Genomic DNA, 12,164 nt, shown 5'->3' with positions numbered 1-12,164 from the left:
GGGGCGCTCACCTCGGGCGGTCTCCAACGTTCCCCACAAACGCCGCCCACGCTTCGGCGCGGATCAGCAGGGCGGGGCCCTGGGGGTCCTTGCTGTCCCGTACCGGGACGATGCCGGGGACTCCGTCGGCCACTTCGACGCAGGCCTCCCCGCCGTCGCCGCTGCTGTAGCTGCTCTTGCGCCAGCGGGCGGCGCCGATGAAGTCGTACGCCACCTCGACGCAGCTGCCACCCTCGCCGTTGCTGTAGCTGCTCTTGCGCCAGCGTGCGTTGCTCAGGTCGTACTCGCGCATCGTCTGTAGTCCTCCGCCGCCGACTCGACCAGGGCGAGGGATGCCTCCGGCGACAGAGCGGCGCCCCTGAGCAGATCGTATGCGCGCTGTGCTCTCACCACCACCGCCGGTTCGTCGACGAGAGTTCCCGAAAACGACGTCTCTGTATAGGCCGTTGGCGGCGCGTCCTCGAATCCCATGAGCGTCAGCATCCCGCCCATCGTGGCGTGCGCCCCCGCCTCGTACGGAAGCACCATCACCAACACCTGCCGCTCCCGCATCAGCGACGCCAGGTGGTCCAACTGCTGCGCCATGGCGTCCGGCCCGCCCACCGGGATGTACAGCGCGTTCTCGTGCAGCACCACCCAATACTCGGGCCTTGTTGCGTCCTTGAGGATGCCCGCCCGCTCCAGCCGGGCGCCGACAATCTCGTCCACGTACTCGTCCGTGACGAAGGGATTGGCCGCGAGAGTCACCGCCCGCGCGTACGCGGCGGTCTGCAGAAGACCCGGAACCAGCGTGGGCGCGAACTCGCAGATCCGCGTGGCCAGCGCCTCAAGTTCCACGACGTGCGCGAAGTAATCCGCATACCGCTTGTCGTCGATCAGCTTGCGGCACATCCGCTCGAAAATACCGTCGGATTGCAGTACCTCATCGATCCGCTGCGCGACATCCAACTGCGGCTTCCGAATGGCCTGTTCGAATTGGCCGATGTACGCGCCGGACACGAAAACCTGAAGCCCCAGCGCCGACTGCGTAAGTCCCGCGTCCTCACGCCGCCGCTTCAGCTCCGCGCCGAAGAACTCCCAGGCCGCCTGACGTGAACCATTGGCCATGGCCAACCGCCTTTCGCTGCCCCGCAGTTGTAGGAGACAGACTCCTGTCGAGTCTAGGTGTATTCCGTCACCGTAGGGATGCGAAGAGTGAGATCCGACGGCAAAGGGGAGCCACCCGATGGGTGGGAACAAGGCGCACGCGCCACTATGCGTCGCAGAGGCGGAGGAGACCATGAAGGAATTGCGGACCGCGCTCACGAGGGCGGGAATTACGCTGCCGTCATTGCGGATCGACCCCACATCTTTGGCCCGGGAGGCTCCTTGTCCGCGCATTGAATTGGGCGGATGTGGTGTCGAGACGGCTGCTCGGCTCGTCGCCGCGCCGGGGGTCGCGCCATGAACCTGTACCTCCCCGTCGGCGCCTACGCCGTGGACACCAGTACCGGACAGGTCGGCAGGGTCATGGGGCACGAGGGGCCCTACGTCCAGCTCCGCCCCTTCGGCGGCGGGCGGGAGTGGGACTGCGCGCCGGACGCGCTCAGAACCGCCACCACGTCCGAGCGGCTGCGCGCCGCCACCGCCTATGCGAACGCACGAAGCCGGGGCGAAGTCCCGTGACGTAGGCGAAGTCCCGTGACGTATGGTGCGGGCGCATGGCCATATGGAAGTGGAGCAAACCCAAGGTCGAGTCGAAGTACCCGACACCGCTCACCATGCACCAGCTCTGGATGGTGTCGCTGAGCGCGCCGGTCAGCAGGGACAAGGACGCGTCCCGGACGACCCTGTATCCGTTCACCCGCGTCGACGACGGCAAGGCGCGGAAGTGGCTGGCCGAGCAGTGGGAGATCACCGCGCCCGAGCAGCTGCTCGGGCGGCTGAGCGGGCTGGCGAGCACCGGCTATCGCGCGATGGCCCAGCGGCGCATCGGCGTCGCACCGCTGGCCTGGGACATCGCGCTCTACGTGGACATCTCCCGGCGCGGTTTCGCCTGCGGGATGCTGAGCGAGACCGACACCTGGAACCGCCTGAAGAACGTCGTGCCGACGGTGGCGGGGACGTACTCCTCCTGGCAGGAGTACGCCGACCACTACCTCCTCGGGAGGAAAGTCTGGCGGGACAGCCTCCAAGGGACCGAGGACGCGGACTTTCCCGCGCCCCAGGTCGCCTCCGACACCCACCTGCGGACCCTCCTCGACCCGGCGAACCGGACGAGCCCGTGGAACCTCGCCCCCTGGGAGGCGATCAGCCGTCCCGACCAGGCGCGCCCCGGCCGCTAGGACCCCGGGACACTAGTGCTGCTGCGGCTTCTGCGGGGTCAGCTCGCTCGGGCGCACGATGACGTACCCCTCGCCGCGCAGCATCAGCTGCACCGCCTCGCCCGAACCGCCCCTGAGCATGGAGCCGACGGACTGCGAGCGGTGCAGCGAGGTGTCCAGGTTCGCGGTCCAGCCGACCACCGCGTCCGTGTCCACGTACACCGGCTGCTGCGGTGACACCGGGATCACCAGCGGATTGCCGTCGCAGACCAGGCCCAGCTGCCCGGCCCCCGTGAAGACGCTGTTGAAGAGGCCGCCGCCGGTGACGCCCGCGCCCTTCACCGTCTTTATCTCGTACGAGAGCGTCGCGTCGAAGCACAGGACGTTGCGGCCGTTGACGGTGAGGACGTCGCCCGGCTCGATGTCGACGATGAAGCAGTTCTGCGCCTCGTGCGCGAACCACGCCTCGCCCTGGCCGCGCACCGCCATCAGCGGAAGACCCTCACCGGTCATCGCCCGCTTCAGCATGCCGCCCACGCCCTGGCCCTTGCGCTCGAACTGGAGGTCGCCGCGGTAGGCGATCATCGCGCCCTGCCGTGCGTGCATCTCGCCGTTGACCGCGTACTTGATGGACTTGGCGTTCTGCAGTGTCATCCCGGGGACGACGGACTGCTGCGCCATGTGCTCCGTGGAGAACAGCTCACTCTTCATGCGGGCATTTTGGCAGGCGTGACTGATATGACCAGGGGTCCGGACGAGCCGGTGCACGCCGGCCACGGCTCCGTGCCACCGCGGTCACGGCTCCGGTGCCACCCCGGCCACGGCTGTCGGCCCCGTACGCGAGAATGGGGCCATGAGTCTGTTCCGTGATGACGGCGTCGTGCTGCGCACCCAGAAGCTGGGTGAGGCGGACCGCATCATCACGCTGCTCACCCGCAGTCACGGACGGGTCCGTGCCGTCGCGCGCGGAGTGCGGCGCACGAAGTCCAAGTTCGGGGCCCGGCTGGAGCCCTTCTCCCACGTCGACGTGCAGTTCTTCGCGCGCGGCAGTGAACTCATCGGCCGCGGGCTCCCGTTGTGCACACAGAGTGAGACCATCGCTCCGTACGGTGGCGGGATCGTCACCGACTACGCGCGCTACACCGCGGGCACGGCCATGCTGGAGACGGCGGAACGGTTCACCGATCATGAGGGCGAGCCCGCCGTCCAGCAGTATCTGCTGCTCGTGGGCGGTCTTCGGACCCTCGCCAACGGCGAGCACGAGCCGCATCTCATCCTCGACGCGTTCCTGCTCCGCTCCCTCGCCGTGAACGGGTACGCGCCCAGCTTCGACTCCTGCGCGAAGTGCGGAATGCCCGGACCGAACCGGTTCTTCTCCGTGGCCGCGGGCGGCTCCGTCTGTGCCGACTGCCGGGTGCCCGGCAGCGTCGTACCCTCGTCGGAAGCCCTCGGCCTGCTCGGCGCGCTGCTCACCGGGGACTGGGAGACGGCGGACGCGTGCGAGGCGCGGCATGTCAGGGAGGGCAGCGGGCTTGTTTCCGCCTATCTGCACTGGCACTTGGAGCGCGGGCTCCGCTCATTGCGGTACGTAGAGAAAACCACGTGAGCCACGCAGGCCACGTAACAGAGAACAGCTAGGTAGGAGAGAGCCCCCCATGGCACGACGCGGAATCCTCGGACGGTCCCGCCGTGAGTACAAGGTCCCCGAGCCGCACCCCTCGGGCGCCACGCCGCCGAAGATCCCCGGCGAGCTGGTGCCGCAGCATGTGGCGATCGTCATGGACGGCAACGGCCGCTGGGCCAAGGAGCGGGGGCTGCCGCGCACCGAGGGACACAAGGTCGGCGAGGGCGTCGTCCTGGACGTGCTCAAGGGCTGCCTGGAGATGGGCGTCAAGAACCTCTCGCTCTACGCCTTCTCCACCGAGAACTGGAAGCGCTCGCCCGACGAGGTGCGCTTCCTGATGAACTTCAACCGCGACGTCATCCGGCGCCGGCGGGATGAGATGAACGAGCTCGGGATCCGGATCCGCTGGGTGGGGCGCATGCCCAAGATGTGGAAGTCCGTCGTCCAGGAGCTCCAGATCGCCCAGGAGCAGACCGTCGACAACGACGCGATGACCCTGTACTTCTGCGTGAACTACGGCGGTCGCGCGGAGATCGCGGACGCCGCGCAGGCCATCGCGCGCGATGTCGCGGCGGGCAAGCTCGATCCGTCGAAGGTGAACGAGAAGACCTTCGCCAAATACATGTACTACCCGGACATGCCGGACGTGGACGTGTTCCTGCGCCCCAGCGGCGAACAGCGCACCTCCAACTACCTGATCTGGCAGTCGAGTTACGCCGAGATGGTCTTCCAGGACGTGCTGTGGCCGGACTTCGACCGGCGCGACCTGTGGCGGGCCTGCCTGGAGTACGCCGGGCGCGACCGCCGCTTCGGCGGGGCGATCCCGAACGAGGAAGAGATCGCCAACAGCTGAGGCACCGACGCAGACGCACTGTGGGCCCGCACCGAAGCCGGTGCGGGCCCACAACGCGTTCAGGTCACTTCACTTCCGCGCGCACTCCGCGCACGTGCCGAAGATCTCGACCGTGTGCGCCACGTTCACATACCCGTGCTCGGAGGCGATGGCCTCGGCCCACTTCTCGACCGCCGGGCCCTCGACCTCGACCGCCTTGCCGCACACCCGGCAGACCAGGTGATGGTGGTGGTCGCCGGTGGAGCAGCGACGGTAGACCGACTCGCCCTCATCCGTGCGCAGCACGTCGACCTCGCCCGCGTCGGCGAGGGACTGAAGCGTCCGGTAGACCGTGGTCAGGCCCACCGAATCGCCCTTGTGCTTGAGCATGTCGTGCAGGTCCTGCGCACTGCGGAACTCGTCCACCTCGCCCAGGGCCGCCGCCACAGCGGCGCGCTGCCGGGTGGATCGGCCTCGTACCGGGGGTCCCGCAGCCGTTGTCACAGGTGCCTCCTCAACTGAAAAACTCGCACGATCGCCCGCACATCTGTCATATCCCGTCGGGCCATTGTGCCAGCTCGCTCTCAGACGGTGACCTCGTCCGCCGGTCGCCGCGCCTCGGGAACGTCCTTGGTGACGTCCGCCGTGCAGGTCGCCTCCGCGGCACTCGTCGCCCGTGCCCGGCGCCGGGCCAAGGGGGTCGCGAGCGCCGTCAGGACGACGAAGACGCCGATCGCCATCAGGACGATCGTCGCCCCGGGCGGCACGTCCTGGTAGTACGAGGTGACCGTGCCGGAGAGGGTCACGGCGGTGCCGATGACCACCGACAGGATGAACGTCACCTTGAACGAACGGGTGATCTGCTGGGCCGCGGCGACCGGCACCACCATGAGCGCGCTCACCAGGAGCAGGCCCACGACGCGCATCGCGACGGTGACCGTCACGGCGGCCGTGACCGCGATGAGGAGGTTCAGGGCGCGCACCGGCAGCCCGGTCACCCGCGCGAACTCCTCGTCCTGGCTCACCGCGAACAGCTGCTTGCGCAGGCCGACCGTGACCAGGACCACAAAGGCGGCCAGCAGGCAGATCGCCGTGACGTCGGAGTCCGAGACCGTCGAGAGCGAGCCGAAGAGGTACGAGGAGAGGTTCGCGTTCGAGCCGGTGTCCGAGAGGTTGATCAGCAGGACACCGCCCGCCATGCCGCCGTAGAAGAGCATCGCGAGCGCGATGTCGCCGCGCGTCTTGCCGTACGCCCTGATCAGCTCCATGGTCACCGCGCCGACGACGGCGATGAGCGTCGCCATCCACACGGGGCTGGAGTTGAGCAGGAAGCCGAGGCCGACGCCGGTCATCGCGATGTGGCCGATGCCGTCGCCCATCAGGGCCTGGCGGCGCTGGACGAGGTAGATGCCGATGGCGGGGGCCGTGATGCCGACGAGGACGGCGGCGATCAGCGCCCGCTGCATGAACTCGGTCTGGAAGATTTCCATCATCATCAGGTCAGCAGTCCCGTGCGGATCGGCTCGTACTCGTCGGCCGAGTGCGGATGTACGTGGTCGTGGCCGGGCAGCGCGTGCTGTCCCGTGGCCTTGGGCGGCGGACCGTCGTGGGTCACGCAGCCGTCGCGCAGGACGACCGCGCGGTCGATCAGCGGCTCAAGCGCGCCCAGCTCGTGCAGCACGAGCAGGACCGTCGTACCGGCCGCGACCTGCTCGCGCAGGGTCTGCGCGAGGATCTCCTGGCTCGCCAGGTCGACGCCCGCCATCGGCTCGTCCATGATCAGCAGCTCGGGCTCGGAGGCGAGCGCGCGGGCGATCAGCACGCGCTGGTGCTGGCCGCCGGAGAGGGCGCTCACGGAGTCCTTGGCGCGGTCGGCGAGACCGACGAGCCCGATGGCCCGGTCGACCGCCACACGGTCCGCCTTGGACGTCCAGCCGAGCCTGGTGAGCTTCGTGCGCGAGAGGCGACCCGAGGAGACGACCTCGCGGATCGTCGCGGGGACGCCGCTCGCGGCCGTGGTGCGCTGCGGCACGTAGCCGATGCGGGCCCACTGCCTGAAGCGCTTCAGGGGGGTGCCGAAGAGGCTTATGTCGCCGCTGGTGAGGGGGACTTGGCCGATCACGGAGCGGACGGCGGTGGACTTGCCCGAGCCGTTCGCGCCGAGCAGCGCGACGACCTCACCGCGCCTCACGGTGAGGTCGATGCCGCGCAGCACCGGGCGCGCGCCGAGGGTGGCCGTGGCCGCCCTCACGGATATGACGGGCGGGAGGGACCCCGCTCCCTCCATGGCTTCCGTGGCTTCCATGGCGTGCGCCTCCGATGCTGCTGCTAGCGGTTCTTTCACTTCGCGCCGAGTGCCTTCTCCAGGGCGCCGAGGTTCGACTCCATGACCTCGATGTAGTCATCGCCCTTGGACTTGTCCGTAATTCCCTCAAGGGGGTCAAGGACGTCCGTCTTGAGGCCCGCGTCGTTCGCGAGGGTCTTGGCGGTCTTGTCGCTGGCGAGGGTCTCGAAGAACACCGTGGAGACCTTGTCCTTCTCGGCGATGTCCTGGAGCTCCTTGATGCGGGCGGGGCTCGGGTCCGACTCGGGGTCGACGCCGGAGATGCCCTCCTGGTCCAGGCCGTAGCGCTCGGCGAGGTAGCCGAAGGCGGAGTGCGTGGTGATGAAGGTCTTGGTCTTCGTGTCCTTCAGGCCGCCCTCGAACTTCGTGTTCAGCGCGTCCAGCTTCTTGACCAGGGCCTTAGTGTTCTTCTTGTACGCCGCCGCGTGGTCGGGGTCGGCCTTCTCCAGCGACTTGCCGACACCCTCGGCGACCTCGGCGTACTTCACCGGGTCGAGCCAGACGTGCGGGTCGGCGCCGGCTTCGCTCTCTTCCCCGTGGCCGTGCTCGTCCTCTTCGGCATGCTCGTCCTCGGAGTGCTCTTCGCCGCCGTGGCCGTGGTCGTGGCCGACCCCCGTGCCGTGCTTCTCCAGCTTGGTGAGGGTCGCGGCATCCACGGTGTTCTTCACGCCGGACTGGCCGATGGCGTCGTCGACGGCGGGCTGGATGCCCTTGAGGTAGAGGATGACGTCCGATTCGCCGAGGGTGGCGGTCTGCCTCGGGCTGAGCTCCAGGTCGTGCGGCTCGACACCCGGCTTGGTCAGGGTGTCCACGGAGACGTGGTCGCCGCCGATCTCCTGGGCGAGGTACTGCATGGGGTAGAACGACGCCGTCACGTTCAGCTTGCCGTCGCCGTTCTTGTCCGCGGCGCTGGAGGAGGAGCAGGCGGTCAGGGCCGTGAGGCCGAGAACCGTGGCGGACGCGAGGGCGGCGGTGGGTATCAGGCGACGTACGTTCATGACACTCATTTTCAACAAATCTGGAAACGATTGTCAACTAGCGGTCGTCGCGGAGGCCGGTCGGGACCCAGACCCGGAACCGATTTGATTAGGGGGGTAAGGCCGCCGGTAACCTGAGTCATTCGCTTCGCCCACCGTCGTAATGAAGAGAGCACCGTGGCCGCCGACAAGATCGACAGCATCGTCAGCCTGAGCAAGCGCCGTGGCTTTGTTTACCCGTGCAGTGAGATCTACGGCGGCCAGCGTGCCGCCTGGGATTACGGGCCGCTCGGCGTCGAGCTCAAGGAGAACCTCAAGCGCCAGTGGTGGCGTTACATGGTCACCTCGCGCGAGGACGTGGTCGGCATCGACTCGTCGGTGATCCTGGCCACGGAGGTCTGGCAGGCCTCGGGTCACGTCGCGACGTTCTCCGACCCGTTGACCGAGTGCCTCTCCTGTCACAAGCGCCACCGCGCCGACCACCTGGAAGAGGCGTACGAGGCCAAGCACAACCGTCCGCCGGAGAGCCTGGCCGAGGTCAACTGCCCCAACTGCGGCACCAAGGGCCAGTTCACCGAGCCCAAGCAGTTCTCCGGCATGCTCTCCACGCACCTCGGCCCCACGCAGGACAGCGGCTCCGTCGCCTACCTGCGCCCCGAGACCGCGCAGGGCATCTTCACCAACTTCGGCCAGGTCCAGCAGACTTCCCGCAAGAAGCCGCCGTTCGGCATCGCGCAGATGGGCAAGTCCTTCCGCAACGAGATCACGCCCGGCAACTTCATCTTCCGGACCCGCGAGTTCGAGCAGATGGAGATGGAGTTCTTCGTCAAGCCGGGCGAGGACGAGAAGTGGCAGGAGTACTGGATGGAGCAGCGCTGGAACTGGTACACCGGCCTGGGCCTGCGCGAGGAGAACATGCGGTGGTTCGAGCACCCGAAGGAGAAGCTCTCCCACTACTCCAAGCGCACCGCTGACATCGAGTACCGCTTCCGCTTCGGCGGCAGTGAGTGGGGCGAGCTGGAGGGCGTCGCCAACCGCACGGACTACGACCTGTCCGCGCACTCCAAGGCGTCGGGCCAGGACCTGTCCTACTTCGACCAGGAGGCCGGCGAGCGCTGGACTCCGTACGTCATCGAGCCCGCGGCGGGCGTCGGCCGCACGATGCTCGCGTTCCTCCTCGACTCCTACATCGAGGACGAGGCCCCGAACGCCAAGGGCAAGCTGGAGAAGCGCACGGTCATGCGCTTCGACCACCGCATCGCCCCGGTGAAGGTCGCGGTGCTTCCCCTTTCGAGGAACCCGGAGCTGTCGCCCAAGGCCAAGGGCCTGGCGACCGCTCTCCGGCAGAACTGGAACATCGAGTTCGACGACGCGGGCGCCATCGGCCGCCGCTACCGCCGCCAGGACGAGATCGGCACGCCGTACTGCGTGACGGTCGACTTCGACACCCTGGACGACAACGCGGTCACGGTCCGCGAGCGTGACTCGATGAAGCAGGAGCGCGTCTCCCTCGACCAGATCGAGGGCTACCTCGCCTCGCGCCTGGTGGGCTGCTGACGCTGCCCCCTCGGCCGTCGGCTGAGTGAAGGTTGAAAGAAGGCCCCGGTTCCGCATACGGAACCGGGGCCTTCTGCTGCACACTGTTCGCCATGCCTTCGATGACCACGAGCAAGGTCAGCAGATGGGACCAGCACGGGCGCGAGCATGTGGTGCACGTACGAAAGTCGGGCGTGCAGCGGCAGTTGAGCTGCGACACGTGCGACTGGAAGAGGCGGGTGCAGTTCCTGCCGTGGCTCAAGGCCGAGGAACACCTGGCGGAGGAGCATCAGGCGACGGTGGATCCGTCCACTCCTGGGACTTAGGCGTCAGTGGGCTTGGCGTCAGCGGGCGTAGGCGTCGGTGGGCGCAGGCGTCGGTGGGGTCAGCCGAAGCGCCGCACGAACCGGCGCTGCCACGGGGTCTCCACCGCCCGCGGCGCGTAGTGCTCCCGCACATAGGCCACCGCCTCGCCGCCCGGCACCCCGTCCAGTACCGCCATGCACGCCAACGCCGTTCCGGTGCGCCCCTGTCCGCCGCCGCACGCGACCTCGACCCGCTCGGTCCGCGACCGCTCCAGCGCCTCGCGCAGGGCGGTGGCCGTCGCCGCGCGGTCGGTGGGCAGGCGGAAGTCGGGCCAGCGCAGCCAGCGGGACTCCCAGGGGGCGACCGGCGGCTCCTTGCCCAGCAGATACAGCGCGAAGCCGGGCGTCGGGCCGTCCGGAAGCGGATGCCGCAGGCCGCGGCCGCGCACGAGCCGGCCCGAGGGAAGTCGCAGTACGCCCGGTGTCGTGGGGTCCCAAGTAGCGGTCACGGCGCGAGCGTAGTGCGGGAGTTGGGGCCGGGACCTGGTTTCTGGGGCACGGCCTCCAGGCGTTCGGCTGTCCGTCGTGCGGTTTCCCGCGCCCAGTGGCCGCTGGTCAGGGCGCCGAGGAGGAGGACCGCGAAGCCGCAGCCCGCGATGATCCACCAGGCGGGGCGGCTCGCCTCCGTGAAGGTGGCGGCGTACGAGGAGGACCCCACCCCGGAGGCGAGGACCGCGCCGATGACGGCGACGCCCAGCGTCTGGCCGATCTGGCGGCTCGTGGAGGCGACGGCGGCGGCGACGCCCGCCTGGGAGCGGGGCATCCCGGAGACGGCGGTGCTGGTGATGGGGGCGTTCACGAAGCCGAAGCCGAGGCCGAAGAGCACGTAGCCGAGGAAGAGCGTCGCGTTCGTGGTCTCCGCGTCGAAGGCGGCGAACAGGACGCCGGACGACGTCATCGCGACACCGGCGACCAGGAGGGGGAGGCGCGGGCCCCGGCTGCCGACCAGACGGCCCGACAGCGGGGCGCAGACGAAGGTCATCGCGGCCATCGGCAGCATCCACACGCCCGCGTGCAGCGCGTTCAGGCCGCGCACGTTCTGGAGGTAGAGCGTGGAGAGGAAGAGGAAGCCGCCGAGCGCCGCGAAGGCGCTGACCGCGATCACGGTGGCCCCGCTGAACGGGGCGGAGCCGAAGAAGCGGAGGTCGATGAGGGGGTCGGCGCGACGCGGCTCGTAGGCGATCAGGCCGATGAGGGCGAGGAGCGCGGCGCCCGCGAAGACGATGGTCAGCGGCGAGGTCCAGCCCGCCGACGGCGCCTCGATGATCGCGTACGTCAGGGCTCCGAGCAGCACCATGATCAGGAGCTGGCCCACGGGGTCGGGGCGGCGGGGCCTGGGGGCACGGGACTCGGGGACGTAGCGGATGGTGAGGAGGAGCGCCGCGAGGCCGACCGGCAGGTTGATCCAGAAGATGGAGCGCCAGCCGACGGAGTCCACGAGGAGGCCGCCCACGAGCGGGCCCGCAGCCATGGAGATGCCGACGACGCCGCCCCAGACGCCGATGGCGCGGGCGCGCTCGCGCGGCTCGGTGAAGGTGTTGGTGATGATCGACATCGCGACCGGGTTGAGCATGGAACCGCCGACCGCCTGGGCCATGCGGAACGCCACGAGGGACTCGAGGTTGGGCGCGAGGGAGCAGGCGACGGAGGCGACCGTGAAGATCACGAGCCCCACCTTGAAGATCTTCCGCCGCCCGACCCGGTCCGCCGTCGACCCCGCGAGCATGAGAAGCGCGGCGAGCACGAGGGTGTAGGCGTCGATCGTCCACTGCATGCCGGAGATGCTGGTGCCGAACTCCCGCGCCATCGAGGGCAGCGCGACGTTCAGGACGGTGTTGTCGAGGCTGACGATGAGCAGGCTCATGCAGCAGATCGCGAGAACGAGCATGCGACGGCGGTGCGTGAGCTCTTGCTGGGGCATGCGTTCGACGGTATCCCGGGGGGACGGGGGGCGCCCCGTCAGGGGCGCGGGGAACGGCGCGAGCAAGCACAGCGATCCCGCACTGTGCCGACGGCCGGTGGGGGGCGCCCGTCAGGGGCGCGGGGAACGGCGCGAGCAAGCACAGCGATCCCGCACTGTGCCGACGGCCGGTGGGGGGCGCCCGTCGGGGGCGCGGGGAACGGCGCGAGCAGGCACAGCGATCCCGCACTGTGCCGACGGCCGGTGGGGGGCGCCCGTCAGG

At 69.0% G+C, this 12,164-nt stretch carries 15 protein-coding genes; 6 read left to right on the top strand and 9 right to left on the bottom strand.

Going from position 1 to position 12,164, the window contains the following annotated elements; translation table 11 throughout:
• Window positions 1-7 precede the first annotated feature (7 nt).
• Together ACWD02_RS02065 and ACWD02_RS02060 are read right to left on the bottom strand one after the other, a co-directional pair.
• On the bottom strand, window positions 8-292 hold the full coding sequence (locus ACWD02_RS02065; protein ID WP_451203486.1) for a DUF397 domain-containing protein: 285 nt from the start codon (window positions 290-292) through the stop codon (window positions 8-10).
• The gene (locus ACWD02_RS02060) at window positions 274-1,107 is read right to left on the bottom strand and encodes a helix-turn-helix domain-containing protein (protein ID WP_451204358.1); all 834 of its coding nucleotides are present in this window, start codon (window positions 1,105-1,107) and stop codon (window positions 274-276) included. The genes ACWD02_RS02065 and ACWD02_RS02060 overlap by 19 nt, the downstream gene beginning before the upstream one ends.
• A gap of 336 nt (window positions 1,108-1,443) precedes the next feature.
• On the opposite strand from ACWD02_RS02060, the gene ACWD02_RS02055 reads away from it, so the two are divergent.
• Window positions 1,444-1,665: a hypothetical protein gene (locus ACWD02_RS02055; RefSeq protein WP_451203484.1), complete on the top strand. Its 222-nt coding sequence runs from the start codon at window positions 1,444-1,446 to the stop codon at window positions 1,663-1,665.
• A gap of 35 nt (window positions 1,666-1,700) precedes the next feature.
• Window positions 1,701-2,324: a DUF1266 domain-containing protein gene (locus tag ACWD02_RS02050; protein WP_451203482.1), complete on the top strand. Its 624-nt coding sequence runs from the start codon at window positions 1,701-1,703 to the stop codon at window positions 2,322-2,324.
• 12 nt (window positions 2,325-2,336) lie between these two features.
• Here the strand turns inward: ACWD02_RS02050 and ACWD02_RS02045 are convergent, their stop codons facing one another.
• Entirely contained in the window at window positions 2,337-3,014 is a 678-nt protein-coding gene (locus ACWD02_RS02045; RefSeq protein WP_451203480.1) for an AIM24 family protein, read from the bottom strand.
• Between the two features lie 142 nt (window positions 3,015-3,156).
• On the opposite strand from ACWD02_RS02045, the gene recO reads away from it, so the two are divergent.
• Together recO and ACWD02_RS02035 are read left to right on the top strand one after the other, a co-directional pair.
• On the top strand, window positions 3,157-3,909 hold the full coding sequence (gene recO / locus ACWD02_RS02040; RefSeq protein ID WP_451203478.1) for a DNA repair protein RecO: 753 nt from the start codon (window positions 3,157-3,159) through the stop codon (window positions 3,907-3,909).
• Window positions 3,910-3,958: 49 nt separating this feature from the next.
• Window positions 3,959-4,780 (top strand): isoprenyl transferase, encoded by an 822-nt coding sequence (locus ACWD02_RS02035; RefSeq protein WP_365817162.1) that lies wholly within the window; start codon window positions 3,959-3,961, stop codon window positions 4,778-4,780.
• A gap of 69 nt (window positions 4,781-4,849) precedes the next feature.
• On the opposite strand, the gene ACWD02_RS02030 is transcribed toward ACWD02_RS02035, so the two are convergent.
• From ACWD02_RS02030 to ACWD02_RS02015, 4 genes are all read right to left on the bottom strand, one after another.
• A complete protein-coding gene (locus ACWD02_RS02030) occupies window positions 4,850-5,263 on the bottom strand; it encodes a Fur family transcriptional regulator (protein ID WP_451203476.1) in 414 nt (137 codons plus the stop codon).
• An 80-nt stretch (window positions 5,264-5,343) separates the two neighbouring features.
• Window positions 5,344-6,249, bottom strand: coding sequence for a metal ABC transporter permease (locus ACWD02_RS02025; RefSeq protein WP_451204356.1), 906 nt, complete (start codon window positions 6,247-6,249; stop codon window positions 5,344-5,346).
• 5 nt (window positions 6,250-6,254) lie between these two features.
• On the bottom strand, window positions 6,255-7,064 hold the full coding sequence (locus tag ACWD02_RS02020) for a metal ABC transporter ATP-binding protein (RefSeq protein ID WP_451203474.1): 810 nt from the start codon (window positions 7,062-7,064) through the stop codon (window positions 6,255-6,257).
• A 35-nt stretch (window positions 7,065-7,099) separates the two neighbouring features.
• Complete coding sequence (locus ACWD02_RS02015; RefSeq protein ID WP_451203472.1) at window positions 7,100-8,101, bottom strand: metal ABC transporter substrate-binding protein; 1,002 nt, start codon at window positions 8,099-8,101, stop codon at window positions 7,100-7,102.
• A gap of 156 nt (window positions 8,102-8,257) precedes the next feature.
• On the opposite strand from ACWD02_RS02015, the gene ACWD02_RS02010 reads away from it, so the two are divergent.
• A complete protein-coding gene (locus ACWD02_RS02010; RefSeq protein WP_190081032.1) occupies window positions 8,258-9,637 on the top strand; it encodes a glycine--tRNA ligase in 1,380 nt (459 codons plus the stop codon).
• 92 nt (window positions 9,638-9,729) lie between these two features.
• Window positions 9,730-9,942, top strand: a complete 213-nt coding sequence (locus ACWD02_RS02005) for a hypothetical protein (protein WP_451203469.1) — start codon at window positions 9,730-9,732, stop codon at window positions 9,940-9,942.
• Between the two features lie 59 nt (window positions 9,943-10,001).
• Here the strand turns inward: ACWD02_RS02005 and ACWD02_RS02000 are convergent, their stop codons facing one another.
• A complete protein-coding gene (locus ACWD02_RS02000) occupies window positions 10,002-10,430 on the bottom strand; it encodes a protein-tyrosine phosphatase family protein (RefSeq protein ID WP_451203467.1) in 429 nt (142 codons plus the stop codon).
• Window positions 10,427-11,902: an MFS transporter gene (locus ACWD02_RS01995; RefSeq protein WP_451203465.1), complete on the bottom strand. Its 1,476-nt coding sequence runs from the start codon at window positions 11,900-11,902 to the stop codon at window positions 10,427-10,429. Before ACWD02_RS01995 ends, ACWD02_RS02000 begins: the two co-directional genes overlap by 4 nt.
• Window positions 11,903-12,164: the final 262 nt, after the last annotated feature.

This window comes from Streptomyces sp. NPDC002853, from assembly GCF_053591915.1.
The sequence above is the reverse complement of the archived record's forward strand: the minus strand, read 5'-3'. Positions and strand labels throughout refer to the sequence as shown.

Bases quoted from the DNA above. Each gene is read 5' to 3' on its own strand.
- ACWD02_RS02065 (WP_451203486.1), bottom strand. From the start codon at position 292: ATGCGCGAGTACGACCTGAGCAACGCACGCTGGCGCAAGAGCAGCTAC.
- ACWD02_RS02060 (WP_451204358.1), bottom strand. From the start codon at position 1,107: ATGGCCAATGGTTCACGTCAGGCGGCCTGGGAGTTCTTCGGCGCGGAG.
- ACWD02_RS02055 (WP_451203484.1), top strand. From the start codon at position 1,444: ATGAACCTGTACCTCCCCGTCGGCGCCTACGCCGTGGACACCAGTACC.
- ACWD02_RS02050 (WP_451203482.1), top strand. From the start codon at position 1,701: ATGGCCATATGGAAGTGGAGCAAACCCAAGGTCGAGTCGAAGTACCCG.
- ACWD02_RS02045 (WP_451203480.1), bottom strand. From the start codon at position 3,014: ATGAAGAGTGAGCTGTTCTCCACGGAGCACATGGCGCAGCAGTCCGTC.
- recO (WP_451203478.1), top strand. From the start codon at position 3,157: ATGAGTCTGTTCCGTGATGACGGCGTCGTGCTGCGCACCCAGAAGCTG.
- ACWD02_RS02035 (WP_365817162.1), top strand. From the start codon at position 3,959: ATGGCACGACGCGGAATCCTCGGACGGTCCCGCCGTGAGTACAAGGTC.
- ACWD02_RS02025 (WP_451204356.1), bottom strand. From the start codon at position 6,249: ATGGAAATCTTCCAGACCGAGTTCATGCAGCGGGCGCTGATCGCCGCC.
- ACWD02_RS02020 (WP_451203474.1), bottom strand. From the start codon at position 7,064: ATGGAAGCCACGGAAGCCATGGAGGGAGCGGGGTCCCTCCCGCCCGTC.
- ACWD02_RS02015 (WP_451203472.1), bottom strand. From the start codon at position 8,101: ATGAACGTACGTCGCCTGATACCCACCGCCGCCCTCGCGTCCGCCACG.
- ACWD02_RS02005 (WP_451203469.1), top strand. From the start codon at position 9,730: ATGCCTTCGATGACCACGAGCAAGGTCAGCAGATGGGACCAGCACGGG.
- ACWD02_RS01995 (WP_451203465.1), bottom strand. From the start codon at position 11,902: ATGCCCCAGCAAGAGCTCACGCACCGCCGTCGCATGCTCGTTCTCGCG.